Annotated in this window: 19 protein-coding genes; 18 read left to right on the forward strand and 1 reads right to left on the reverse strand. The window is 68.2% G+C overall.

Annotated elements, in window-relative coordinates; translation table 11 throughout:
• Positions 1-31 precede the first annotated feature (31 nt).
• Together rpoB and rpoC are read left to right on the forward strand one after the other, a co-directional pair.
• Positions 32-3520, forward strand: a complete 3489-nt coding sequence (rpoB, locus tag QRN49_RS08140; protein WP_111023275.1) for a DNA-directed RNA polymerase subunit beta — start codon at positions 32-34, stop codon at positions 3518-3520.
• Between the two features lie 44 nt (positions 3521-3564).
• Complete coding sequence (gene rpoC / locus QRN49_RS08145) at positions 3565-7446, forward strand: DNA-directed RNA polymerase subunit beta' (RefSeq protein ID WP_110863230.1); 3882 nt, start codon at positions 3565-3567, stop codon at positions 7444-7446.
• Between the two features lie 129 nt (positions 7447-7575).
• Here rpoC and QRN49_RS08150 read toward each other — a convergent pair whose 3' ends face one another.
• Complete coding sequence (locus tag QRN49_RS08150) at positions 7576-7971, reverse strand: VOC family protein (RefSeq protein ID WP_071245506.1); 396 nt, start codon at positions 7969-7971, stop codon at positions 7576-7578.
• A gap of 400 nt (positions 7972-8371) precedes the next feature.
• Here QRN49_RS08150 and QRN49_RS08155 point away from each other — a divergent pair, with 400 nt between their 5' ends.
• The 16 genes from QRN49_RS08155 to rpsG all read left to right on the forward strand — a co-directional run bounded on the left by QRN49_RS08155 (position 8372) and on the right by rpsG (position 24517).
• Positions 8372-10039: a GspE/PulE family protein gene (locus tag QRN49_RS08155; RefSeq protein ID WP_284755105.1), complete on the forward strand. Its 1668-nt coding sequence runs from the start codon at positions 8372-8374 to the stop codon at positions 10037-10039.
• Positions 10040-10059: 20 nt separating this feature from the next.
• Entirely contained in the window at positions 10060-11652 is a 1593-nt protein-coding gene (locus QRN49_RS08160; protein ID WP_284755106.1) for a type IV pilus twitching motility protein PilT, read from the forward strand.
• Positions 11652-12884 (forward strand): type II secretion system F family protein, encoded by a 1233-nt coding sequence (locus tag QRN49_RS08165; RefSeq protein ID WP_111023277.1) that lies wholly within the window; start codon positions 11652-11654, stop codon positions 12882-12884. Before QRN49_RS08160 ends, QRN49_RS08165 begins: the two co-directional genes overlap by 1 nt.
• A 185-nt stretch (positions 12885-13069) precedes the next feature.
• Positions 13070-13498: a type II secretion system protein gene (locus tag QRN49_RS08170; RefSeq protein WP_276514721.1), complete on the forward strand. Its 429-nt coding sequence runs from the start codon at positions 13070-13072 to the stop codon at positions 13496-13498.
• Between the two features lie 89 nt (positions 13499-13587).
• Positions 13588-14931, forward strand: a complete 1344-nt coding sequence (locus QRN49_RS08175; RefSeq protein ID WP_284755107.1) for a prepilin-type N-terminal cleavage/methylation domain-containing protein — start codon at positions 13588-13590, stop codon at positions 14929-14931.
• A complete protein-coding gene (locus QRN49_RS08180; protein WP_259570534.1) occupies positions 14931-15584 on the forward strand; it encodes a PilW family protein in 654 nt (217 codons plus the stop codon). The genes QRN49_RS08175 and QRN49_RS08180 overlap by 1 nt, the downstream gene beginning before the upstream one ends.
• The gene (locus QRN49_RS08185; protein ID WP_194653249.1) at positions 15581-17449 is read left to right on the forward strand and encodes a hypothetical protein; all 1869 of its coding nucleotides are present in this window, start codon (positions 15581-15583) and stop codon (positions 17447-17449) included. Before QRN49_RS08180 ends, QRN49_RS08185 begins: the two co-directional genes overlap by 4 nt.
• A gap of 2 nt (positions 17450-17451) precedes the next feature.
• On the forward strand, positions 17452-18309 hold the full coding sequence (locus QRN49_RS08190) for a prepilin peptidase (RefSeq protein WP_284755108.1): 858 nt from the start codon (positions 17452-17454) through the stop codon (positions 18307-18309).
• A 59-nt stretch (positions 18310-18368) separates the two neighbouring features.
• Positions 18369-19421, forward strand: a complete 1053-nt coding sequence (gene pilM, locus QRN49_RS08195) for a type IV pilus assembly protein PilM (protein WP_209080914.1) — start codon at positions 18369-18371, stop codon at positions 19419-19421.
• Complete coding sequence (locus QRN49_RS08200) at positions 19418-20194, forward strand: PilN family protein (RefSeq protein WP_111038485.1); 777 nt, start codon at positions 19418-19420, stop codon at positions 20192-20194. The genes pilM and QRN49_RS08200 overlap by 4 nt, the downstream gene beginning before the upstream one ends.
• A 1-nt stretch (position 20195) precedes the next feature.
• Complete coding sequence (locus QRN49_RS08205; protein WP_284755109.1) at positions 20196-20906, forward strand: hypothetical protein; 711 nt, start codon at positions 20196-20198, stop codon at positions 20904-20906.
• Positions 20907-21082: 176 nt separating this feature from the next.
• Positions 21083-21658, forward strand: a complete 576-nt coding sequence (locus tag QRN49_RS08210; protein WP_284755110.1) for a CBU_0592 family membrane protein — start codon at positions 21083-21085, stop codon at positions 21656-21658.
• A 27-nt stretch (positions 21659-21685) separates the two neighbouring features.
• The gene (locus tag QRN49_RS08215) at positions 21686-22201 is read left to right on the forward strand and encodes a DUF6121 family protein (protein WP_209129698.1); all 516 of its coding nucleotides are present in this window, start codon (positions 21686-21688) and stop codon (positions 22199-22201) included.
• 37 nt (positions 22202-22238) lie between these two features.
• The gene (locus QRN49_RS08220) at positions 22239-23444 is read left to right on the forward strand and encodes a hypothetical protein (RefSeq protein ID WP_284755111.1); all 1206 of its coding nucleotides are present in this window, start codon (positions 22239-22241) and stop codon (positions 23442-23444) included.
• A gap of 228 nt (positions 23445-23672) precedes the next feature.
• Positions 23673-24041 (forward strand): 30S ribosomal protein S12, encoded by a 369-nt coding sequence (gene rpsL, locus QRN49_RS08225; RefSeq protein ID WP_017885540.1) that lies wholly within the window; start codon positions 23673-23675, stop codon positions 24039-24041.
• Positions 24042-24046: 5 nt separating this feature from the next.
• Positions 24047-24517, forward strand: a complete 471-nt coding sequence (gene rpsG, locus QRN49_RS08230; RefSeq protein ID WP_017885539.1) for a 30S ribosomal protein S7 — start codon at positions 24047-24049, stop codon at positions 24515-24517.
• The last annotated feature ends 50 nt before the right edge of the window (positions 24518-24567 follow it).

Here is a 24567-nt window from a genome sequence, read left to right on the forward strand (position 1 = left end):
GGCCCGACGGGGCCTACCGGAGGTCACACCCTTGGCTGCTGCGCCCAACGCATCCACCAACCCCAAGAACGGTCGCAACCACTCGCGACTCTCGTTCGCCAAGATCACGGACACCCTCACGGTTCCTGATCTGCTCGCACTCCAGACGGAGAGCTTCGACTGGCTCGTCGGCAACGACGTCTGGAAGGCCCGCCTCGCCGAAGGGCAGGAGCAGGGTCGTACCGACCTCGCGCTGCACTCGGGGCTCGAGGAGATCTTCGAGGAGATCTCCCCGATCGAGGACCTCGGCGAGACCATGCAGCTCTCGTTCACCGCGCCGGAGCTCGAAGACCCGAAGTACTCGATCGACGACTGCAAGGAGCGCGGCAAGACCTACGCCGCTCCGCTGTACGTCAACGCCGAGTTCATGAACCACATGACGGGTGAGATCAAGACGCAGACGGTCTTCATGGGCGACTTCCCGCTCATGACCGAACGCGGCACGTTCATCATCAACGGCACCGAGCGCGTCGTCGTGTCGCAGCTCGTCCGTTCGCCCGGCGTGTACTTCGAGCGCCAGCAGGAGAAGACCTCCGACAAGGACATCTACTCGGCGCGGATCATCCCGTCGCGTGGTGCCTGGCTCGAGTTCGAGATCGACAAGCGCGACCAGGTGGGCGTGCGCATCGACCGCAAGCGCAAGCAGTCCGTGACCGTCTTCCTCAAGGCCCTCGGCCTGACGAGCGAAGAGATCATGGACGAGTTCCAGGGCTTCGCGTCGATCGAGTCGACCCTCGAGAAGGACGCCGTCCTCACGAAGGAAGAGGCGCTCAAGGACATCTACCGCAAGCTCCGTCCGGGCGAGCAGGTCGCTGCCGAGGCCGCGCGTGCGCTCCTCGACAACTTCTACTTCAACCCGAAGCGCTACGACCTGGCGAAGGTCGGCCGCTACAAGGTCAACCGCAAGCTCGGCATGGACGCCCCGCTGTCCGACTCGGTGCTCACCGTCAAGGACATCGTCGCGACGATCAAGTACCTGGTGTCGCTGCACGCTGAGCGCACCACGATCGACGGCGTCCGTGACGGCGAGCCGGTGCAGCTGCGCCTCGACGTGGACGACATCGACCACTTCGGCAACCGTCGCATCCGCGCCGTCGGCGAGCTCATCCAGAACCAGGTCCGCACGGGTCTGTCCCGCATGGAGCGCGTCGTCCGCGAGCGCATGACCACGCAGGACATCGAGGCGATCACGCCCCAGACGCTCATCAACGTGCGTCCGGTCGTCGCCGCGATCAAGGAGTTCTTCGGAACGTCCCAGCTGTCGCAGTTCATGGACCAGAACAACCCGCTCGCGGGCCTGACGCACAAGCGTCGTCTCTCGGCCCTCGGCCCGGGTGGTCTGTCCCGTGAGCGTGCCGGCGTCGAGGTCCGTGACGTCCACCCGTCGCACTACGGCCGCATGTGCCCGATCGAGACCCCGGAAGGCCCGAACATCGGCCTGATCGGTTCGCTCGCGTCCTTCGGTCGGATCAACTCCTTCGGCTTCATCGAGACCCCGTACCGTCGCGTCGTCAACGGCGAGGTCACGAAGACCATCGACTACCTCACCGCTTCGGAAGAGGACGAGTTCGTCGTCGCGCAGGCCAACGCCCCGCTGACGAACGACTTCCACTTCGCCGACGACAAGGTGCTCGTCCGCAAGAAGGGTGGCGAGGTCGAACTCGTCGCCAAGGACGAGGTCGACTACATGGACGTCTCCCCGCGCCAGATGGTGTCGGTCGCGACGTCGCTCATCCCGTTCCTCGAGCACGACGACGCGAACCGCGCCCTCATGGGTGCGAACATGCAGCGTCAGGCCGTCCCGCTGCTCCGCTCCGAGTCGCCGCTCGTCGGCACCGGCATGGAGGGCTACACGGCCATCGACGCCGGCGACGTCGTCACCGCCGACAAGGCCGGTGTCGTCTCCGAGGTCTCGGCCGACGCCGTCACCCTGCAGCTCGACGAGGGCGGCACGCAGACCTACTACCTGCGCAAGTTCGACCGCTCCAACCAGGGCACGAGCTACAACCACCGCGTCATCGTCTCCGCAGGCGAGCGCGTGGAGCAGGGCGAGGTCATCGCCGACGGTCCCGCGACGGAGAACGGCGAGCTCGCGCTCGGCAAGAACCTCCTCGTCGCGTTCATGCCGTGGGAGGGCTACAACTACGAGGACGCGATGATCCTGTCGCAGAACCTCATCAAGGACGACACGCTCTCCTCGATCCACATCGAGGAGTACGAGGTCGACGCCCGCGACACCAAGCTCGGCAAGGAGGAGATCACCCGTGACCTCCCCAACGTCAGCCCGGACCTGCTGGCCGACCTCGACGAGCGCGGCATCATCCGCATCGGTGCCGAGGTCCGCCCCGGCGACATCCTCGTCGGCAAGGTCACGCCGAAGGGCGAGACCGAGCTGAGCGCCGAGGAGCGTCTGCTCCGTGCCATCTTCAACGAGAAGTCGCGCGAAGTCCGCGACACCTCGCTCAAGGTGCCCCACGGTGAAGAGGGCACGATCATCGGCGTCAAGGTGTTCGACTCGCAGGACGGTGACGACGAACTCGGCTCTGGTGTCAACCAGCGCGTGGTCGTCTACATCGCCCAGAAGCGCAAGATCACCGCGGGTGACAAGCTCGCCGGTCGTCACGGCAACAAGGGCGTCATCTCGACCATCCTCCCGGTCGAGGACATGCCGTTCCTCGCCGACGGCACCCCCGTCGACATCGTCCTCAACCCGCTCGGCGTCCCCGGCCGCATGAACTTCGGCCAGGTGCTCGAGATCCACCTCGGGTGGCTCGCCAAGCAGGGCTGGAACGTCGAGGGCATCCAGGAATGGGCCGAGAACCTGCCGGAGGCAGCGCACAGCGCCGAGCCCGGCACCAAGGTCGCCACCCCGGTGTTCGACGGTGCGTACGAGCGCGAGATCGAGGGCCTCCTCGACTCGACCCTCCCGAACCGCGACGGCGAGCGCCTGATCGGCTCGTCCGGCAAGGCGCAGCTCTTCGACGGCCGCTCCGGCGAGCCGTTCCCGGAGCCCGTCTCGGTCGGCTACATGTACATCCTCAAGCTGCACCACCTGGTCGACGACAAGATCCACGCGCGTTCGACCGGTCCGTACTCGATGATCACGCAGCAGCCGCTGGGTGGTAAGGCGCAGTTCGGTGGACAGCGATTCGGTGAGATGGAGGTGTGGGCGCTCGAAGCGTACGGTGCCGCCTACGCCCTCCAGGAGCTCCTGACGATCAAGTCCGACGACATCCTCGGCCGCGTGAAGGTCTACGAGGCGATCGTCAAGGGCGAGAACATCCAGGAACCCGGCATCCCCGAGTCCTTCAAGGTCCTCATGAAGGAGATGCAGTCGCTCTGCCTGAACGTCGAGGTCCTCTCGGCCGACGGCCAGGCGGTCAGCCTGCGCGACAACGATGACGAGGTCTTCCGCGCTGCGGAGGAGCTGGGCATCAACATCTCCTCGCGGTTCGAGTCGTCCTCCGTCGACGACATCTGATCCCGCCCGTACATCGAAGCCTGAATCAGCAAGAGAGAAGAACATTGCTCGAAGCAACTTCCTTTGACGCCATTCGGATCGGCCTCGCGACCGCCGAGGACATCCGTCAGTGGTCGTACGGCGAGGTCAAGAAGCCGGAGACCATCAACTACCGCACCCTGAAGCCCGAGAAGGACGGTCTGTTCGGCGAGCAGATCTTCGGTCCTTCCCGCGACTGGGAGTGCGCCTGTGGCAAGTACAAGCGTGTCCGGTTCAAGGGCATCGTCTGCGAGCGCTGCGGCGTCGAGGTCACCAAGTCCTCGGTCCGTCGTGAGCGCATGGGCCACATCGAGCTCGCTGCCCCCGTCACGCACATCTGGTACTTCAAGGGCGTCCCGTCGCGCCTCGGGTACCTCCTCGACATGGCGCCGAAGGACCTCGAGAAGGTCATCTACTTCGCGGCGTACATGATCATCGACATCGATGAAGAGGGCCGTCACGCGGACATGCCGGGTCTCGAGAACGAGATGCGTCTCGAGATCAAGACCCTCGAGGGCCAGCGCGACTCGATCATCGCCGACCGCCTCAAGAAGCTCGAGGACGACCTCGCAGCCCTTGAGGAAGAGGGTGCGAAGGCCGACGTCAAGCGCCGCACCAAGGACACCGCCGAGAAGGAGATGTCCCAGGTCCGCAAGTCGTTCGACGAGGACATCACCCGTCTCGAGCGTGTGTGGGAGGACTTCCGCAACCTCAAGGTGGGCGACCTCAAGCCCGAGGACGCCGTCTTCCACGAGCTCCAGGACCGGTTCGGGATCTACTTCGACGCCTACATGGGCGCCGAGGCGATCAAGCTCCGGCTCGAGGCGTTCGACCTGGCCGCCGAGGCCGAGGCACTGCGTCTGCAGATCGCCGAGGGCAAGGGCCAGAAGAAGATCCGCGCGATCAAGCGTCTGCGCGTCGTCAGCTCCTTCCTCGCCACCGGCAACTCGCCGGCCGCGATGGTGCTCGGCGTCGTGCCGGTCATCCCGCCGGAGCTGCGCCCGATGGTGCAGCTCGACGGTGGCCGTTTCGCCACGTCGGACCTCAACGACCTCTACCGTCGTGTGATCAACCGCAACAACCGTCTCCGCCGCCTGCTCGACCTCGGTGCCCCCGAGATCATCGTGAACAACGAGAAGCGCATGCTGCAGGAAGCCGTTGACGCGCTGTTCGACAACGGTCGTCGTGGACGTCCGGTCACGGGTACCGGCAACCGTGCCCTGAAGTCCCTGAGCGACATGCTCAAGGGCAAGCAGGGTCGTTTCCGCCAGAACCTGCTCGGCAAGCGCGTCGACTACTCGGGCCGTTCGGTCATCATCGTCGGCCCGCAGCTGAAGCTGCACCAGTGCGGTCTGCCCAAGCAGATGGCGCTCGAGCTCTTCAAGCCGTTCGTGATCAAGCGCCTCATCGACCTGTCGCACGCGCAGAACATCAAGTCGGCCAAGCGCATGGTCGAGCGTTCGCGTCCGCAGGTGTGGGACGTGCTCGAGGAGATCATCCGCGAGCGCCCCGTGCTGCTGAACCGTGCGCCGACGCTGCACCGTCTGGGCATCCAGGCGTTCGAGCCGCAGCTCGTCGAGGGCAAGGCCATCCAGCTCCACCCGCTCGTGTGTGCTGCGTTCAACGCGGACTTCGACGGTGACCAGATGGCCGTGCACCTGCCGCTGTCGGTCGAGGCCCAGGCCGAGGCCCGCATCCTGATGCTCGCCTCGAACAACATCCTGAAGCCGTCCGACGGCCGCCCGGTGACCCTGCCCGCACAGGACATGATCATCGGTCTGCACCACTTGACGACCGTCCGCGAGGGCGCCGTCGGTGAGGGCCGTGCGTTCTCCTCGGTCGCCGAGGCGATCCTGGCCAACGACCAGCACACGCTGCACCTCAACGCGATGGCGAAGATCCGCATGACGGGTGTCCACTTCGCCGAGGGTGAAGCTCCCGAGGGCTACGAGCAGGGCGACACCGTGCTGCTCGAGACGACCCTGGGCCGTGCGCTCTTCAACGAGACCCTGCCGGCGAACTACCCGTTCGTCCAGAAGGTCACCGACAAGGGTGTGCTGTCCGCGATCGTCAACGACCTCGCCGAGCGCTACTCCAAGACCGAGACGGCCGCTGCGCTGGACCGGATCAAGGACGCCGGCTTCTACTGGGGCACCCGCTCCGGTGTGACCGTCGCCCTGTCGGACGTCGTGACGCCTCCTCGCAAGAAGGAGATCATCGCGGGCTACGAGATCCAGGCCGCCAAGGTGCAGGGCGAGTTCGACAAGGGTCTGATCACCGACTCCGAGCGTCGCGCCGACCTGATCAAGATCTGGACCGAGGCCACGAACGAGATCGCGCAGGAGATGCGCGACAACTTCCCGGTCGACAACACCATCAACCGCATGGTGTCGTCCGGTGCTCGTGGTAACTGGCTCCAGGTCCGCAACATCGCCGGTATGCGTGGTCTGGTGAACAACCCGAAGGGCGAGATCATCGCCCGCCCGATCATCAACTCGTACCGCGAGGGCCTGACCGTGGCGGAGTACTTCATCGCCACCCACGGTGCTCGTAAGGGTCTTGCCGACACCGCGCTCCGTACCGCGGACTCCGGGTACCTCACCCGTCGTCTCGTGGACGTCTCGCAGGACGTCATCATCCGCGAGGACGACTGCGGCACGACGCGTGGCCTCGAGCTGCCGATCGCGACCGTGGACGCCGACGGCAAGCTCGTCCGCGACCCGCGCGTCGAGAACACCGTGTACTCCCGCACCCTGGCCACCGAGGCCGTGGACGCACAGGGCACGGTCGTGGCAGAGGCTCGCGAGGACGTCGGTGACGTGCTCCTCGAGAAGCTGCTGGCAGCCGGTGTCGAGAGCATCAAGGTGCGCTCGGTCCTGACCTGCGAGTCGGCCGTCGGTGTCTGCGCGAAGTGCTACGGCCGTTCGCTCGCCACCGGCAACCTGGTCGACATCGGTGAGGCAGTCGGCATCATCGCCGCGCAGTCCATCGGTGAGCCCGGTACCCAGCTGACGATGCGTACCTTCCACACGGGTGGTTCGGCCTCGGCCGACGACATCACCCAGGGTCTGCCGCGTGTCACGGAGCTCTTCGAGGCGCGTACCCCCAAGGGCGCGTCCCCGATCGCCGAGGCCCCCGGCCGCGTCGTGGTCGAGGACACGGACAAGGGTCGTCGGATCATCCTGACGCCGGACAACGGCGACGAGCCGTTCATCTACCCGGTGCTCAAGCGTGCGACGCTCCTCATCGAGGACAACCAGCACGTCGAGCTCGGCGAGCAGTTCATCGCCGGCACCGTCGACCCGAAGGAAGTCCTCCGGGTCAAGGGTGTCCGAGAGGTCCAGAAGCACCTGGTCAACGGTGTGCAGGACGTCTACGGCTCGCAGGGTGTGCCGATCCACGACAAGCACATCGAGGTCATCGTCCGCCAGATGCTCCGCAAGGTCACCGTCGTCGACCACGGCGACACCGACCTGCTGCCGGGTGAGCTCGTCGACCGGTCGCGCTACAACGCGCTGAACCGTGCGGCGCTGCAGGAGGGTCGCAAGACCGCCTCGGCTCGCCAGGAGGTCATGGGCATCACGAAGGCGTCCCTCGCGACCGAGTCGTGGCTGTCCGCCGCTTCCTTCCAGGAGACCACCCGCGTGCTCACGCAGGCGGCCATGGAGGGCAAGCAGGACCACCTCGTCGGCCTCAAGGAGAACGTCATCATCGGTAAGCTCATCCCCGCCGGGACGGGCCTCAGCCGGTACCGTGACGTGGACGTGAACGCGACCGAAGAGGCGAAGGCGGAGCGGTACCCCAACCGCATCTTCGCTGACGACTCGTCGTTCTCGGACGCCGACCTGAGCTTCGTCGACTTCGACAGCTTCTCGTCGGACGACTTCACGCCGGGCACGTACAACTGAGCCTGATGTGATCCCACGAAGGCCCCGTCTCCGCAAGGAGGCGGGGCCTTCGTCGTGTCGTCACCACGTGACGGCCTGGAGGCGCGGTGCGGGGCCGCCACGGGCCTCCCGTCCGCCGTGGGGTCGCGGCTAGAGCGCGCGGCCCGCGCCGTTGTCGCGGCCGGAACCGCGTCCGGTCTCGTCGACCAGCGAGAACAGGCTCAGCACGTTGCCGTCGGGGTCGCGGACGTCGAACCAGTCGACCGCCCCGTCGACGCACTCGACGGGGCCGATGTCGATGCCGAGCGCGCCGATGCGTGCGTGCTGCGCGGCGACGTCGTCGACGCCGAAGCGGACGCTGACCGGGTTCTCCTCGGCCTGTTCGTCGACGTAGAGCTGGATCCAGATGCCGCCGACCTCGTACTCGGCGACGCCGTCCTCGGGCTCGAGGTCCGGCTCGGTGCGCTCGAAGACCGCGCCGTACCAGAGGCAGGACGCCTCGATGTCGCTGACGGGCAACCCCACGGTCACGCTCGTGATGTCCATGTCTCATCATGTGCCCGGGTGGGGGCGCACGTCGAGAGGGATTCCGCGGTGCCGCGCTGTCCGGCCCGCGTCGGACGGCGGCCTCGTTCCTCCACACCCCGTGTCGCGCCGACGTTCTCCACTGACAGCTCGCCAGGACACCGGCAGCCGTGCGGGGTCCGGGAGGCTGTCGGACATGCACCCTCGGACGAGCACCGCGTTCCGGCCCGGACGTCCCCCGGACCGGGGCCGAACCGGTCGTGGACCCCAGTTCTGGGTGCAGCCGGACCCCCTCCGCCCCCTCTTTCTGGGACTGCGGTCGGCGAGGGCCCCAGAAGTAGCGTGGTCGGGCGCCACATCCCTGGTGGCGCATCACCCGACGACGTCTCGCCGTGCGCGAGTCCAAGGAGGCACGGGACTCATGGCGACCCTGTCCGAGATCCTCATCCTGAACGGCGCCCTGCCCATCGAGCACCTCGATGCGATGACGGGTGACGAGGACCTCGACGAGCGCGCCATCCGCGGCCTGGTCGACCAGGGCGTCGTGAGCGAGGCCCAGTTCATCACCGCCCGGGCCGCGTCGAACAACTCACGCACCGTCCCGCTGAGCGACTACCCCGTCGACGGCACCGCGGTGTCGATCCTGCCGGCGGCCCTGTGCCGTCGTCACGGCGTGCTCGGCGTCGGGTTCGAGGGCGACCTGCTCATCCTCGCGATGGTGAACCCCACGAACGTGCTCGCCATCGACGACGCCCGGACGGCATCCGGTCGCGCGATCAAGCCGCTGCAGGTCGAGGAGCGTGACCTCGTCGCTGCGCTCGACCGGTACCTGCGCGCCGACGACGAGCTCAACGACCTGACGTCGTCGCTCGAAGAAGAAGCGTCGACGACCTCGAAGGCGCAGGTCGACATCGCCGACGGCGCCCTCGACGACGTCCCGATCGTCCGGTTCGTGAACCTGCTCGTGTCGCAGGCCATCCAGGACCAGGCGTCCGACATCCACATCGAGCCCGGTGAGCACGAGGTCCGGATCCGGTACCGCATCGACGGCGTGCTGCACGAGATGGCGCCGGCGCCGAAGAACATCCAGAACGGCGTGATCAGCCGCCTGAAGATCATGAGCGACATCGACATCGCCGAGCGTCGCAAGCCGCAGGACGGCCGTATGTCCGTGCGACACGGCGGCCGGCAGATCGACCTCCGCGTCGCGACGCTGCCCACCGTGTGGGGCGAGAAGGTCGTCATGCGGATCCTCGACAACACGAACACCTCGCTGACCCTCAAGGACCTCAACCTCCTCGAGCAGAACTTCCAGGCGTACCAGCGGTCGTACTCGAAGCCCTACGGCATGATCCTGGTCACCGGTCCCACCGGTTCGGGCAAGTCGACGACGCTGTACACGACCCTCAACGCCGTGGCGAAGCCCGAGATCAACGTCATCACGGTGGAGGACCCGGTCGAGTACCGGATGGCCGGCATCAACCAGGTGCAGGTCAACCCGAAGGCCGGCCTGACGTTCGCCTCCGCGCTCCGCTCGATCCTCCGGTCCGACCCCGACGTCGTGCTGCTCGGTGAGATCCGCGACCACGAGACCGCCCAGATCGCGATCGAGGCGTCGCTGACCGGGCACCTCGTGCTTTCGACACTGCACACCAACGACGCCCCGTCGGCCGTGACCCGCCTGACCGAGATGGACATCGAGCCGTTCCTGGTCGGGTCCGCCCTCGACTCCGTCGTCGCCCAGCGCCTCGCCCGCCGGCTGTGCGACCGGTGCAAGGCGCCCGCCGTGTACGAGATCGAGCAGCTCCGGGCGCTCGGGTTCCTGGCCCCCGGCGACGAGATGCCCGCGTTCTTCGCCCCGGTCGGCTGCGCCGTCTGCTCGAACACCGGGTACCGCGGCCGCATCGCCCTGCACGAGGTCATGACCGTGACCGAGGAGATCGAGCGGCTCGCCGTCGGTCGTGCCTCGAGCGCCGAGATCAGCCGCGTCGCCCAGCAGCAGGGCATGCTCACGCTCCGCCAGGACGGCTTCGAGAAGGTCAAGCTCGGCATGACGAGCGTCGACGAGATCCTGCGCGTCGTCGCGTGACCGGGGAACAGGACGAGCAGATGACCGACTCCGTGTACGACATCACCATGCCCGGCGACGAGCCCGTCGCCGGATGGCACCCCGGCACCCCCGGCGCCGAGTTAGGCTCCCGCCGTGCCGCGCGTCTGGCCGCAGCCAAGGCCGCCCCGCCCGAGCAGGTCTACGACCTGACGGACGACTCGGCGGTGTGGCCCGCGCCCACCGGCACGGCCGTGGCCAGCCCGGTTGCCGGGTCCGTGGGTGGTCCGGTGGCTGCGCCCGTGGCGCAGTCCGCGACCGCTCCGGCGACGCCGCCCGCCGCGGTGCCGTCCTCGACCGCCACCTACGGGTACGCCGAGCCGGCGACCCAGCAGCTGCCGGCCATCGCCTCCAGCGGCGCGCACCACGCCGCACCGCCGGCACCTGCTCCGGCCCCCGCCGCGGCCTCGGCCGGTGACATCGACTTCGCCCGGCACGCACGCGAGGTCGCCGACCCCGACCTCATCACCGCACTCGCACAGGTCGTCTACCAGGGGGCCTCCGACCTGCACGTCACGGCAGACGCCCCGCCCACCGTCCGCGTCGACGGCTCGCTCCGGCCGGCCGTGCCCGGAGGCGCGTGGTCGCGTGGCAAGGTCATCGCGGCACTCAAGACGCTGCTGTCGGTCGAACAGGCCGGGCAGTTCGACCACGACCAGGAGCTCGATTTCGCGTACTCGCTGTCGCCGGAGTACCGCTTCCGCGTGAACTACTACCAGCAGCGCGGCAACTGGGGCGCCGCGTTCCGCATCATCCCCACCAGGATCAAGACGCTCAAGCAGCTCGGCATCCCCGCGCACGTCGGCGACTTCGCCGGCCTGCCCCGTGGACTGGTCCTCGTCACCGGTCCGACCGGTTCGGGCAAGTCGACCACCCTCGCCGCGCTCATCGACCTGGTCAACGAGAGCCGTGCCGACCACATCGTCACGGTCGAGGACCCGATCGAGTTCATGCACGACCACAAGCGGTCGATCATCAACCAGCGCGAGGTCGGCGCCGACACCCACTCCTTCGCCTCCGCGCTCAAGCACGTGCTGCGGCAGGACCCCGACGTCATCCTGATCGGTGAGCTCCGCGACCTCGAGACCATCTCCGTCGCGCTGACCGCCGCCGAGACCGGCCACCTGGTGTTCGCCACCCTGCACACGCAGAGCGCCCCCGGCACGATCGACCGCGTCATCGACGTCTTCCCGCCGCACCAGCAGGGGCAGATCCGCACCCAGCTCGCGGCCACCCTGCAGGGTGTCGTCTGCCAGACCCTCGTGCCGAAGGCCAACGGCGTCGGCCGCGTCGTCGCCACCGAGATCATGACGATCACCCCGGCCATCGGCAACCTCATCCGCGAGGGCAAGACCTACCAGATCACCTCCGCCATGCAGGCCGGCCGTGACCTCGGCATGCACACCATGGACCAGGACCTCGCCGAACTGGTCAACGTCGGCACGATCTCGCGCAAGGCCGCGATGGAGAAGGTGCACGACGAAGAGGGCTTCGACCGGCTCGTCCAGCGCGTCGAGTCCCCGTCCGATTCCTCGGCCGCCGCGATCGCCGCCAGCGGCATCGACTTCGGCGACAAGTTCTCCGGAGGCTACTGATGTCACTCGCGTTCGACTACCGCGGGCGTGACGGCGCCGGGAAGCTCGTCAAGGGCCGCCTCGACGCCGCGTCCGAGGGGGCGGTCGTCCAGCGCCTCCGGGGGATGGGCGTCTCACCGATCGCCATCACCGAGGCCAAGGCCGGCACCGGGCTCCAGACCGAGATCAAGATCCCCGGGTTCGAGAAGGGCGTCGGCCTCAAGGACCTCGCGATCATGTCGCGACAGGCCTCGACGATGCTCACCTCGGGGCTCTCGCTCCTGCGGACCCTGACGATCCTGTCCGACCAGACCGAGAACAAGAAGCTCAAGGACATCCTCGGCAAGGTCCGCGACGACGTCGAGCGCGGCGTCTCGTTCTCCGACGCCGTCGCGAAGTACCCGGTCGACTTCCCGCCGATCATGATCAACATGATCCGTGCGGGGGAGACCGGCGGGTTCCTCGACCAGGCCATGGACTCCATCGCGACGAACTTCGAGAAGGAGCACAAGCTCCGCTCGACGATCAAGTCGGCGATGACCTACCCGGTGGTCGTGCTCGTGATGTCACTGGTGGCGGTCGCCATCATGCTCATCTTCATCGTCCCGATCTTCCAGGACATGTTCTCGTCGCTCGGCGGCACGCTCCCGCTGCCGACGCAGATCCTCGTGACGCTGTCACACGCCATGCGGTACGTCGCGATCCCGCTCGCGATCGTCGTCGTGCTGGCGTGGCTCTGGTGGCGAGCGAACAAGAACACCGAACGCGTCCGAGCGTTCATCGATCCGATCACCCTGAAACTGCCGGTGTTCGGCCCGCTGCAGAAGAAGATCGTCATTGCTCGGTTCGCTCGCAACTTCTCGAACATGATCGGCGCCGGCGTTCCCATTCTGCAGGCATTGCGGATCGTCGGGGAAGTGTCGAACAACTTCGTCGTGAAGCGCGCGCTCGACAATGTCGCAGAGGCCGTGCGGAAAGGTGAATCAATCGCGGTGCCACTCGCTGCACAATCGGTTTTCCCGGCAATGGTGACGCAGATGGTCGCGGTCGGTGAAGACGCCGGTTCCCTCGAGATCATGCTCGAGAAGATCGCGGTGTTCTACGACGCCGAAGTCGAGGCGACCACCGACGCCCTGACTTCGCTGATCGAGCCGCTGCTCATCGCGTTCCTGGGGGTGGTGGTGGGCGGGATGATCATCGCGCTGTACATGCCGATCTTCCAGATCACCAACGTCGTGCAGAACGCTTCCTAGTCATTCCACCCCCATGCGGGGGCATTGTCGATATCGACCCTCCCCCGCACTGGGGGTGTTTTGTGCCCAGCATGGCCCCCGTTCTCGGGATTGGCCGCTCGATGTGTCCCCAATACGCTGATCTGCGGCGGCCGAGCAAGCCCCGAAATCATTTCCCCGACATTCCCCGCAGAATGGAAACAACCATGTACTTCGCTCTCATGGGCAAGCTCGACGCTCGCCGCAAGGGTCTCCTGAAGGACGGCGAGAAGGGCTTCACGCTCATCGAGCTCCTCGTCGTCGTCATCATCATCGGCATCCTCGCCGCGATCGCCATCCCGGTGTACATCGGCGTGCAGAACAACGCGAAGGACTCGTCGGTGAAGTCTGATGTGTCGAACGCGAAGACCGCTGTCGTGAGTATCGTCACGTCCGGCGACGGGGCGTTCCCGGCAGATGCTGATGTGAGCCTGACGTCGGACGCCTACAAGGCCGCGGGCGCGACCAAGGGACCCAGCACGACCGCTCTTATCTACAAGAAGACCGCGACCGGCTTCTGTGTCCAGGGCACGAGCTCGACCACCAAGGTCTTCTCCGCCAACGAGACGGACGGCGTGAAGGCCGGGGCCTGCTGACACTCGCCGCTGACCGTGTGGGCGCCCGCCTCGTCGAGGCCGGCGCCCTCACGAGCATCGGAACGACCACTCCATCCAGAAGGGACGCCATGATCTCGCGCATCGCCGAGCGACTGCGTTCCGCACGGGACAACGAGGACGGCTTCACGATCATCGAGGTGATGGTCGCGATGACGATATTCGCCCTGATCGCCGCCGGGATCGCCGCCGGGATCGCCGCCTCACTGGTGCTGTCGAAGGACACCCGTGCTCGAGAGGTCGCCTCGACGATCGCGATGGAGGACATCGACGACCTCCGGGACACCCCGAGCATCTTCAACGTGAAGAGCGGGACAGACCAGAAGAAGGTCGGTACCCAGGTCTTCGACCTGACCCGCAAGGTGTCGTGGACCCGGTCGTCCGGCGCGGCCACCGCCTGCGGCACGGGCGACGGCAGCCTGTCGTACAAGGCCGTGACGGTCACGGTGCGGTGGAAGACCAGCGCTGCAGCGTCCGGGACCCAGCAGGTCGAGATGTCGAGCGCCATCGCTCCACTCACGAACATCAACTCGGACACCACGGGTTCGATCCTCGTCGGCGTGACGAACGCGAACGGGATCGGCGTCTCCGGGATCGTGCCGACCGTGAGCGGTGGCCCCGCCGGGGTCACGTTCCCGGCGACGGACGCGGAGGGCTGCACCTACGTGGCCGGCGTCGCGCCCGGGACCTACAAGGTGTCGGTCGCCCGCACCGGGTACATCGACTCGACCCAACAGCCGAGTCCGTCGTCGCAGTCGGTGACGGTGTCGGTCGGGAGCTCCGGTGCCGCTGCCTTCACCTTCGACAAGGTGACGACCTACTCGTTCAAGTACGTGACCTCGCCGGCCTCGTCCGCGATCCTGCCGACGAACCTGCCCTTGTCGATCACCAACGGGACGTCGGGCACGACCGTGTTGGACCCCGCCCCGACGAGCGCGGCCCTGTTCCCGTTCCCCTCGGGGTACCAGGCGGTGGCCGGTCTGTACTCCGCTGACGTGTCGTCCGACGCCGCAGCGACCTGCCTGGGCCCGGAACCAGGCGCCTGGACGACCGCCAACAAGGCAGGCAAGAAGGGGACGGCGACGGAGTTCAAGGACGCGACCGGGCCGATCCCGATCAGCATGGGCGCGATCACGCTCGCCAAGCCGGACAAGGCGCTCTTCATCACCGCGAAGACCACCACAGCCGTGAACGGCGATCCCGGCTGCGCGAAGGGGATGACCCTGAGCTTCCCGAAGCCGACGTCCGACAGCATGACGATCGCCCTGCCGTGGGGAACCTGGAAGCTGTTCACGGGCGGCACCGCGGGCGCGGCGACGACGCCGCTCGCGCTCACCGCCACCAACACCGCGATGGTCAGCAACGGTGCCGTCACCGGTGGCGTCGTCCTCGTCGACCCGAGGCCGGCCAGCTGATGCGCGCGCTCCTCCGTCGTCTGCGAGGCGACCAGCGCGGGATCACGCTCGTGGAGCTCCTCGTCGCCATGCTCGTGACGTCGCTGCTGCTCACCCTGGTCGGGAGCTTCTTCGTGTCGATCTCGAAGGCGCAGCGCACGGTGTCCTCGGTCAACGACAGCACCCGACAGGGCACCACGTCGATGACGCAGCTCAGCCGGTACCTGCGTGAGGCCTCGCGGTGGCAGGTGAGCAAGACGGTCAGTGCGCCCGCGTTCGTGAGCGCCACTGGCCGGAGCGTGCAGTTCTACTCGGGCGTCGACCTGTCGAGCGCACGGGCCGGGCTCACCAAGGTGACGGTCGACGTCGTGTCGAACCGACTGCGCATGCAGCTGCAGCGGGGCGACTGCCCGGCCGGCGGGTACTGCACGTTCACCGGCGCCACCCGGACGCTGTGGCTCGCCGACGTGGTCCGGGCAGGCACGCTCTTCTCGTACGTCAACGCGGACGACGGTCCCGTGTCCGCGCCGGCGAATGCCACCTACGACACGATCCGGTCCGTCCGCGTGGCGCTGACCGTGGGGTCGACGGGCGGCGTGACCGTCAACGACAGCACGTTCCAGGCCACCATCAACCTGCGCAACCTCGACTACGGCGCAGCCACGGAGTCATGATGCTCATCCGGATCCTCCGAGGCCTGCGTGCCCGAGACGACGAACGCGGGGTCGCCCTCGCGGCCGTCATCGGGATCGGTGCGGTGCTCATGATCGTGCTGTCCCTCGTCGTCGCCACCGCGACGAGCGGTGCGACGAAGGCGACGACCGACACGAACTACAACAAGGCGATCGCGGCCGCGTACGCGGGTCTCTCCGACTACCAGGGCCGCCTCGCAGCCGACAACGCATACGTCAAGTACGGCGTGCGCACCGCGTTCTCGTCGACGAGCACGTACACGGCAGATCCGGCGAACAAGGCCTTCGGCACCGCGAAGGACGGCTCGTGGGCGAACGTGGTCGGGAGCACCGACCAGTCCTACCGGTACGAGGTCGACAACTCCGACTACTCGACGACCGGCAAGGTCCGCCTGCGCGTGACGGGGAAGGCCGGTGCCACGACGAGGACCATCGTCGTGGACCTCCGCGGCGACGGCTTCGTCAACTACCTGTACTTCACGAACTACGAGTCCCAGGACCCGAGCCTGACGAACGCCGGCTGCGTCTCGAACCACCGCAACGACGACGACTGGAGCTCCAGCAGCAGCTGTGAAGCCGTCACGTTCGCCAGCGGTGACGTCCTCGACGGGCCGGTCCGGTCGAACGACGTCATCACCGCCTGCGGAGCGACGTTCAACTCGAGCGTGCAGGACACGGGGCCCGCCGACTTCTTCTACACGAGCAAGGCGACGACCATCGACTCCGCCTGCCGCTCGTCCACGAAGTTCATCAGCGGGAGGATCAAGAACGTCGGGACGCTCCCCATGCCGAGCACCAACGCGAACATGAAGCAGGAGGCACGGACCGACATCCCCGAGAAGGTGGCGAAGCCCGGGTGCCTGTACACCGGTCCGACGTCCATCACGTTCCTCGCCGGGGGCAAGATGCGCGTGGTCTCACCGTGGACCATCTCCACACAGGTCAAGGGCAACGCCAACGGCAGCGCCATCGCACCGGGCCCGGGGAACGACGCCCTGTGCGGCTCGGTCGCTGCCCTCCGGGGAACCGGTGCCGTCGTCCCCACGCTGCCCGCGAACCTGGTCTACGTGCAGAGCGTGCCGTCGACGGTCGGTGACCCGAACTACTGGGCGTCCAGCGCCACACCGTCAGGCACGGTCAACGGGACCGTGAACGCGGGTTCGCCGGTCTACTGCCAGCAGACGGTCAAGTCGGGGACCTCGACGACTTCGGACTACGGCAACGGCCTGGGGTACCCGCTCAACGGCGAGTTCACCGGAACGCGCGGGGACGCCGGGTACTACGGGTGCCGCAGCGGTGATGCCTTCGTGTCCGGATCCTTCGGCGGACAGATGACCCTCGCCGCGGAGAACTTCCTGTACGTGACCGGGAACATCGTCTACCAGAACGGCCGGACCTCCGACGACATGCTCGGGCTCGTCGGGCAGAAGGCGGTCTCCGTCTACAACCCCGTGTCGTGCTCCAGCTACTCCGGCTGGTCGAACACGGTGTGCAACACGGGCAGCAGCTCCTACTCGACGAACACGGCGCCGACCAAGAACATCGAGATCGACGCGGCCATCGCCAGCAACCTCGGCACGTTCAACGTCCAGAACAGCCAGTACGGGTCCAACCTCGGCATCCTCACGATCTACGGATCGATCGCCCAGCAGTTCCGCGGCTCGGTCCGCACCTCGTACGGCAACGGCCTGCTGACGGGATACGCGAAGGCGTACTCGTACGACAGCAGACTCAAGTCCTCGGCCCCGCCCAAGTTCCTGCAGCCGGTCTCGACCACGTACGGCGTGACGACCGAGACCGAGTCGGCCACGGCCTTCCGCGCCGACGGCACTCCGACGGGGAAGTGACCGTGGCTTCCTTCACTTCGGTGGCGCCCCTCGTCGCCGCGCTGGTCGGTCTGCTCGGTCTCGCGATCGGGTCGTTCCTGAACGTCGTCGTGCACCGGGTGCCCGCGGGCATGTCCGTCGTCGCGCCGGCCAGCTCCTGCCCCGGATGCGGTCACGCGATCCGAGGTCGCGACAACGTGCCCGTGATCTCATGGCTCGTCCTGCGCGCCCGGTGCCGCGACTGCGGCGCGCCCATCTCGGCCCGGTACCCGCTCGTCGAAGCCGCCACGGGCCTCCTGTTCGTCGCGGTGACGCTGCTCTCGGTACTCGCTCCGTGGTCGCCGCTGGCGGGGCCGGACGGCGTCCCCGGAACGATCCACGCTGCGATCCTGCTCGTCGCACTCCTGTACCTGATGGCGATCAGCATCTCGTTGACGCTCATCGACCTCGACACCCACACGTTGCCGAACCGGATCGTGCTGCCGGCCTACGTCGTGCTGCCCGTGCTCCTGCTGGCGGCGTCGGCGGCGTCCGGGGACTGGGGCGCCGCGCTCCGGGGCCTCATCGGCCTGGTCGTCCTCGGCGGCGTCTACCTCGTGCTCGCGCTGGCGGTGCCCGGCGGGATGGGGCTCGGCGACGTGAAGCTCGCCGGCGTGCTCGGCCTCGTGCTGGCGTACCTCGGATGGGGACCCCTCGCAGTGGGTTCTTTCGCGGCGTTCCTGCTCGGAGGTACCTTCGCAGTCGTCCTCCTGGTCGTGCGCCGGGCGGGCCGTCGCAGCGGGATCCCGTTCGGCCCCTGGATGCTCGCGGGTGCGTGGCTCGGCATCGCCGTCGGTGCCCCCGCCTGGGACGGCTACCTGCGCCTCCTCGGACTCGCCTGACGCCTCGCCGCGCGCTGACCCACCAGACCGACCCGAAGACGGTCACGGAAGGACCACCCATGTCGAAGAGCATCGTGGGCGTCGACATCGGCGCCGCCGCGATCCGTGCTGTCGAGGTCCAGGACGCCGACAAGCCGAGACCGACGATCCTGCGATTCGCCGAGGTGCCCGTGCCCCCGGGCGCGACGAAGCAGGGGGAGGTGCTCGAGCCGAACACCGTCGCGGGTGCGCTCCGACAGCTCTGGTCGCTCGGGCGCTTCCGCTCGAAGGACGTCGTGCTCGGCATGGGCAACCAGCGGGTGCTGTCGCGCGACCTGACGGTCCCGAAGGCCCCCATCGCGCAGATCCGTGAATCGTTGCCCTTCCAGGTGCAGGACATGCTCCCCGTGCCCGTGGGCGACGCCATCCTCGACTTCTACCCGACCAGCGAGGAGACGGGGGAGAACGGCCCCACCGTGAGCGGTCTCCTCGTCGCCGCGGTGAAGGACGCCGTGCTCGCCAACGTCCGCGCGGTCCAGAACGCCGGGCTCAAGCCGGTCGGTGTCGACCTCATCCCGTTCGCCCTGGCACGTGTCCTCGCGCCGTCGAACCGGTCGGGCACCGTGGCCATCGTCGAGTGCGGCGGCAACACGACGACCGTCGTCATCGTCACCGACGGCGTCCCGAAGTTCGTCCGTATCGTGCCGACCGGCGGCGATGACATCACGCGGCTCCTCGCCGGCCGGCTGACGATCGACGAGGGAGCGGCCGAAGCCGTCAAGCGCCACCTGGGCATGGATCCGGAGCGGGCGCGGACCGGCGACGACGCGCTCGCGGTCGCGGCGGTCCGCGAGACGATGGGCGAACTGCTCTCGAGTCTCCGCAACACCGTCAACTACTTCGTCAACACCCACCCTGCCGAGCCCGTCGGCGAGATCCTGCTCTGCGGTGCTGCAGCTGCGCTCCCCGGTTTCGCCGCGGCGCTCTCGGAGTTCACCCGGACGCCCGTCCGGTTCGGGGCACCGTTCGCGAACGTCGCGCTCGCGAAGTCGATCCGCGTCGAGGACCTGCACGCGCACGGCGCATCGATCGCCGTGGCATGGGGACTCGCCGCGGGAGGGAAGGCAGCATGAGCCAGTCGACCAAGTCGAAGCCCTCGCGCTCTGGACGGAGTCGCCGCCGAGGAGCGGCGCCCGACCCCGCACTGCGCGTCGCCGCCGAGACCGCGGAGCGAGTCAAACGTCAGCGTCGGACCACCCCCAGCGAGATCGTCGTCGGGGGCCGCCCCAGTGTCGATCTGCTGCCCACCGAGGTCCTCGCCGACCGACGCAGCAGCCGCGTCGTCCGTCGGATGTGGGCGGGCGTCGTCCTCGTGGCGATCGTGGTCGGGATCGCGACCGCCGGAGCCAGCCTCCTGTCCAGCCAGGCCCACGACGACCTGACCCACGCGCAGGACGAGACCCTGTCGCTCCTGCAGCAGCAGGCGAACTACCGCGAGGTCCGGGACACGGAGGCCGGTACCGCGCTGCGTGAAGCCGCGCAGTCGGTCGGCGGGGCCACGGAGATCGCCTGGCAGCCGTACCTCGCTTCGCTGAAGGCATCGCTCCCGGCGGGAGTCGAGATCACCGGCGTCGCGATCGACTCGGCCACGCCGCTGGAGACCTACGCGCAGGCTGACACCCCGCTTCAGGGGCAGCGTGTCGCGACCCTGACCATCGACGCGCAGAGCCCGACGCTGCCGTCCGTTCCGTCATGGCTCGATGCCGTCAAGGGGCTCAAGGGCTTCGTCGACGCGACCGCGAACTCGGTCACGCTCGACCCGACGACGGGCACGTACACGGTGAACATGACGATCCACGTCGACCAGGCCGCCTTCGACGGCAAGTACCAGGACAAGGGCGAGTGAGATGACCCGCAACCGACTCAACATGCTCCTCGCCGTCGTGGCGATGGTCGTGGTGGCACTCGCGGGGTTCTTCCTCGGCGTGCAGCCACATCTCGCACAGGCCGCGAGCGACCGTGCTGACCAAGTGTCGGTGGACGCGACGAACCGGACGACGGCGGCGGAACTCGCCCGGCTCAAGGACCGCGCGAAGTCCCTGCCGGCGATGAAGGCGGAACTCGCGGAGCTCACCACCTCGGTGCCGTCGAGTGCGAACATGTCCTCGTTCTACGGCGCAGTCGACGGCGTGGCAGCCCGGGCTGGCGTGAAGGTGTCCGCGATCACGACGTCCGACGCTGTGTCGTACACCGCCCCCGTCGCAGCCTCGACTGCCGCGGGCACCGAGGACTCGTCGGCCTCCGTGACGGACGAGGCGACGCCCGAGCCGACCGCGGCATCCACAGGCGCCGCGACGGTGCCCGTGACCGACCCGGCGATCTCGGCCGCGAACTTCTCGGCCATCCCCGTCTCCGTGTCGGTCGACGGGTCGTTCGACCAGGCCCTGTCCTTCGTCGGGGGCATGCAGGACGGCGCTCGACTCTTCCTGGTCACCACGGTGTCGTCCTCCATCTCGCAGGACTCGACCGACCCGGCCGCGGCGGCTGCGACGACGTGGACGTTCGGTGGCTACGTGTACGTCCTGACCGCCGACTCGGACACGGCCGCGAAGGGCTGACCCGACCCCCACGGACTGGGGTCGGCCGCGCCACGCCGACCCCACTTCCGCGACACCCGTCGTTGTGATTACGATGCACCAAGCGCCGTGATCGCGGCTGCTCATCCCCTCTCGAACGGTCGGCTCGAACCGGCCGTTCCTCGTCGTGCCCGGAGTCGCGCGTGTTGGTCGGAATCGTGGAATTCCTCGGTTGGTTCGGCGCAGTAACCGTTCTAGCTGGTTACATCTTGTTCTCCACCGGCAAGATCCCGAACGGCCCGCTCTACCAGCTGTTCAACCTGGTCGGCGGCCTCGCGGTGGCCATCAACGTCGCCGCGCACCACGCCGTCCCCTCGACCATCGTCAACGGGATCTGGGCGATCGTCGCCGTCGTCGTCCTGGTGAAGATGGGCCGAGCGCGCCGCGCAGCGAAGCGCGACGGATCCGTGTCCAGCGAGCCGCCGGTCCTGCATGCCGAGCCGGCCGCGACCACCGGGGTGCTGCCGGTCATCGGCCCGGCGCTGCGTGACCACGAGCCGGAGGGGACCGCCGAGGCGGACGCCACCACGGGCCTCCAGTCCGACCCGACGGACGCGACGGACGAGACGGCCGCGACGATGCCGGATTCCGCGCCCGCCCCCATGACGGAGACCGTCCCGATCATCACGGCGACGATCGCGCTCGCCCTGGTCGCCGCAGCGCAGGAGCAGTCCGACCGGGCGGACCGTCGCGAGCACGCGGACGACACGGACCACGCCGAACCCGCTCGCTGACCAGCCGGTCGGCGATACGATCGGCGCATGTCCCGGTGGTTGATCGCGACGATGACGTCGGTCCTCTTCATCGCGCTCGTGATCGCCGTCACGGGCTTCGAAGCCCTGCTCGCCGACGTCGAGGTCATCTCGCAGCCCGACGCCACCCCGTACCTCGGGCCCGCGATGGTGGTCGGTGGCGCGGTGGTGGTCTTCCTCGCGACCGCGGCCGGCGTGCGCGACGGCAACCCCGGGGTCACCGCGCTGGTGGCCGCAGCGACGGTCTACCTGGTCATGCTCGGCGTCGGAGCCGTGGGCTACGCGCTCGTCCGCTCGGACGCGACGGAGCTCCTCGTCTTCCCCGCGGGCTACGCCCTCGGGCCGTTCGTGGTCGGGTCCGTCGTGGTGGCGCTCCTGTCGGTGCTCGGTGGGATCACGATGGCTCGCCACCAGGTACGGACCGGCGGAGGCTCGGGCGCGGCCGGGACGGCGCGTCTGGACCAGCCCGACGAGCGCTCCGGGCACGACCGGACGAACGCGGGCGAGGAACCCGCCGGACGGTAGTGTTCGCAGGGCACGACGCACACGCAACGGGGGAACGATGAGCGACCAGCACGCGCAGGATCCGGACCAGCAGGGCGGCTGGGGTGCCGTCCCGCCGGTGGCCTCGATCCGTGGAACCGACGGAACGTCCGGGGCAGCGGCCCAGGGGTTCGGTCCGGGTCCCGGCGCAGGAGCCCCCGGATTCCCCGGGATGCCCGCTCCGGCGCCCCAGCGTCCTCGCCGGAAGCTCCGCCGCGGTCAGCTCATCGGCATCATCTCGGGCGGCACGGCGGTCGTCCTGCTGCTCGTGGCCGGTGTCGTCGGGTACTCGGTCGGCTCCTCCTCGCACTCGGCGGACCGCCCGGTGCGGGCGTTCCTCGACGACCTGACGGCCGGACGCGTGGCCGATGCCCTCGACGACGCGGGCATCGAACGCGAGAAGACCGACGTGCTGCTCGGCGAAGCCGCCTACGCGAAGGCATCGGACAAGGTCACCGGCTACCGCGTCGCCGCGACGCGCACGGACGGCGACACCGCGACGGTCCGCGCGTACCTGCGCCAGGGCGGGCAGGACGTCGCTGCGACCTTCACGCTGGACAAGACCGGGACGGACTGGGGTGTGTTCCCGATCTGGGAGCTGCAGGCCCCCGAGCTCGGGTCGGTCGCCGTCGCCGTGCGGGGGCCGTCCGGTGCGGCGGTCACCGTCGCCGGCCGGAACGTGAAGACCGCGAAGGACGGCACGGTGAGCCTCCGTGCACTGCCCGGCACGTACGACGTCGCCTTCGACGGTGGCAAGTGGACCACGGCGCGTGGGGGGTCGGCGAGCGTCAGCGGGTTCGGTCGGTCGACCTCGACCCCGGTGCAGATGACCACGACCCTGACCACCGCCGGGCAGCAGGCCGCCAAGCGGGCTGTGGACGACTGGGTGGACGGCTGCATCGCCTCCACCGACGCCGCCCCCGCCGGTTGCAGTTTCTACGCGTACGGGCAGAACCCCGCGTACACGTACTCGAACCAGAAGTGGACGCTCGAGACGCGGCCGACGGTCCGGGTCGGCAGCTGGACGACGAACGGCTGGTTGATCACGACGACGGCGCCCGGCCGGGCGAAGTACACGGCCGACATCTCGGGTGCCGCCGGCACCGGGACGGCCTCCGCGGGGCCGCTCAACGTGAACGCGAGCGGGTACGTCACGGGCTTCTCGAGCGACGGCGCCACGTTCCGCTCGGCGGTGGGCAACGGGTCGTCCGACACCGGCTCATGACGGTGTCGGTTCCCGGGGTGACCCGGATTGATTTCGTCCCGTTACGCGGGTAGTCTCTACCGGGTGTGCGCCCTCGGGCGCGCCCGAAAAGTCCGGCGAGCGGGATCGCCCAGCCGGACCACTCCGTCCCCCACTCGAACACCCGCCGTCCGGCGGTGCTCAGCGTGGGACGAGGAAGCCGGCGGAACGCGCCGGCCAGAGAGCACGAGCGAAGAACCAGGAGAACAGTTGCCTACTATTCAGCAGCTGGTTCGCAAGGGTCGTACGCCGAAGGTCACCAAGACCAAGGCGCCCGCCCTGAAGGCGAACCCCCAGCAGCGTGGTGTGTGCACCCGCGTCTACACCACCACCCCCAAGAAGCCGAACTCGGCACTGCGCAAGGTCGCTCGTGTCAAGCTCTCGAACGGCACCGAGGTCACGGCCTACATCCCCGGTGAGGGCCACAACCTCCAGGAGCACTCGATGGTGCTCGTCCGCGGCGGTCGTGTGAAGGACCTCCCGGGTGTGCGGTACAAGATCATCCGTGGCGCCCTGGACACCCAGGCAGTCAAGAACCGTAAGCAGGCTCGTAGCCGCTACGGCGCGAAGAAGGGTTGAGTTAGATGCCTCGTAAGGGTCCCGCCCCCAAGCGTCCCGTCGTCGCCGACCCGGTCTACGGTGCGCCGATCGTCAGCCAGCTCGTCAACAAGATCCTGCTCGACGGCAAGAAGGGCCTCGCCGAGCGCATCGTCTACGGTGCACTCGAGGGCGTTTCCGCCAAGAACCAGCAGGACGCCGTCGTGACGCTGAAGAAGGCGCTCGACAATGTCCGTCCGACCCTCGAGGTCCGTAGCCGCCGTGTCGGTGGCTCGACCTACCAGGTCCCGGTCGAGGTCAAGCCGCACCGCGCGAACACCCTCGCGCTCCGTTGGCTCACCTCGTACGCCAAGGCCCGTCGCGAGAAGACGATGACCGAGCGTCTCATGAACGAGATCCTCGACGCGTCGAACGGTCTCGGTGCCGCGGTCAAGCGCCGCGAGGACACGCACAAGATGGCCGAGTCGAACAAGGCCTTCGCCCACTACCGCTGGTAGTCCCGGCACCGTCCGGGCGCCGGTGGTCAAGAACCCCGGCGCCCGGACGG

Source organism: Curtobacterium sp. ME-Dv--P-122a, from assembly GCF_030209645.1.
GTDB lineage: Bacteria > Actinomycetota > Actinomycetes > Actinomycetales > Microbacteriaceae > Curtobacterium > Curtobacterium flaccumfaciens.

Excerpts from the sequence above, each read along its gene's own strand:
- QRN49_RS08205 (WP_284755109.1), top strand. The coding sequence starts at position 20,196 with ATGACCCGCAACCGACTCAACATGCTCCTCGCCGTCGTGGCGATGGTC.
- QRN49_RS08170 (WP_276514721.1), top strand. The coding sequence starts at position 13,070 with ATGTACTTCGCTCTCATGGGCAAGCTCGACGCTCGCCGCAAGGGTCTC.
- rpsG (WP_017885539.1), top strand. The coding sequence starts at position 24,047 with ATGCCTCGTAAGGGTCCCGCCCCCAAGCGTCCCGTCGTCGCCGACCCG.
- QRN49_RS08175 (WP_284755107.1), top strand. The coding sequence starts at position 13,588 with ATGATCTCGCGCATCGCCGAGCGACTGCGTTCCGCACGGGACAACGAG.
- QRN49_RS08185 (WP_194653249.1), top strand. The coding sequence starts at position 15,581 with ATGATGCTCATCCGGATCCTCCGAGGCCTGCGTGCCCGAGACGACGAA.
- QRN49_RS08150 (WP_071245506.1), bottom strand. The coding sequence starts at position 7,971 with ATGGACATCACGAGCGTGACCGTGGGGTTGCCCGTCAGCGACATCGAG.
- pilM (WP_209080914.1), top strand. The coding sequence starts at position 18,369 with ATGTCGAAGAGCATCGTGGGCGTCGACATCGGCGCCGCCGCGATCCGT.
- QRN49_RS08180 (WP_259570534.1), top strand. The coding sequence starts at position 14,931 with ATGCGCGCGCTCCTCCGTCGTCTGCGAGGCGACCAGCGCGGGATCACG.
- QRN49_RS08155 (WP_284755105.1), top strand. The coding sequence starts at position 8,372 with ATGGCGACCCTGTCCGAGATCCTCATCCTGAACGGCGCCCTGCCCATC.
- QRN49_RS08165 (WP_111023277.1), top strand. The coding sequence starts at position 11,652 with ATGTCACTCGCGTTCGACTACCGCGGGCGTGACGGCGCCGGGAAGCTC.
- QRN49_RS08160 (WP_284755106.1), top strand. The coding sequence starts at position 10,060 with ATGACCGACTCCGTGTACGACATCACCATGCCCGGCGACGAGCCCGTC.
- QRN49_RS08220 (WP_284755111.1), top strand. The coding sequence starts at position 22,239 with ATGAGCGACCAGCACGCGCAGGATCCGGACCAGCAGGGCGGCTGGGGT.
- QRN49_RS08200 (WP_111038485.1), top strand. The coding sequence starts at position 19,418 with ATGAGCCAGTCGACCAAGTCGAAGCCCTCGCGCTCTGGACGGAGTCGC.
- QRN49_RS08215 (WP_209129698.1), top strand. The coding sequence starts at position 21,686 with ATGTCCCGGTGGTTGATCGCGACGATGACGTCGGTCCTCTTCATCGCG.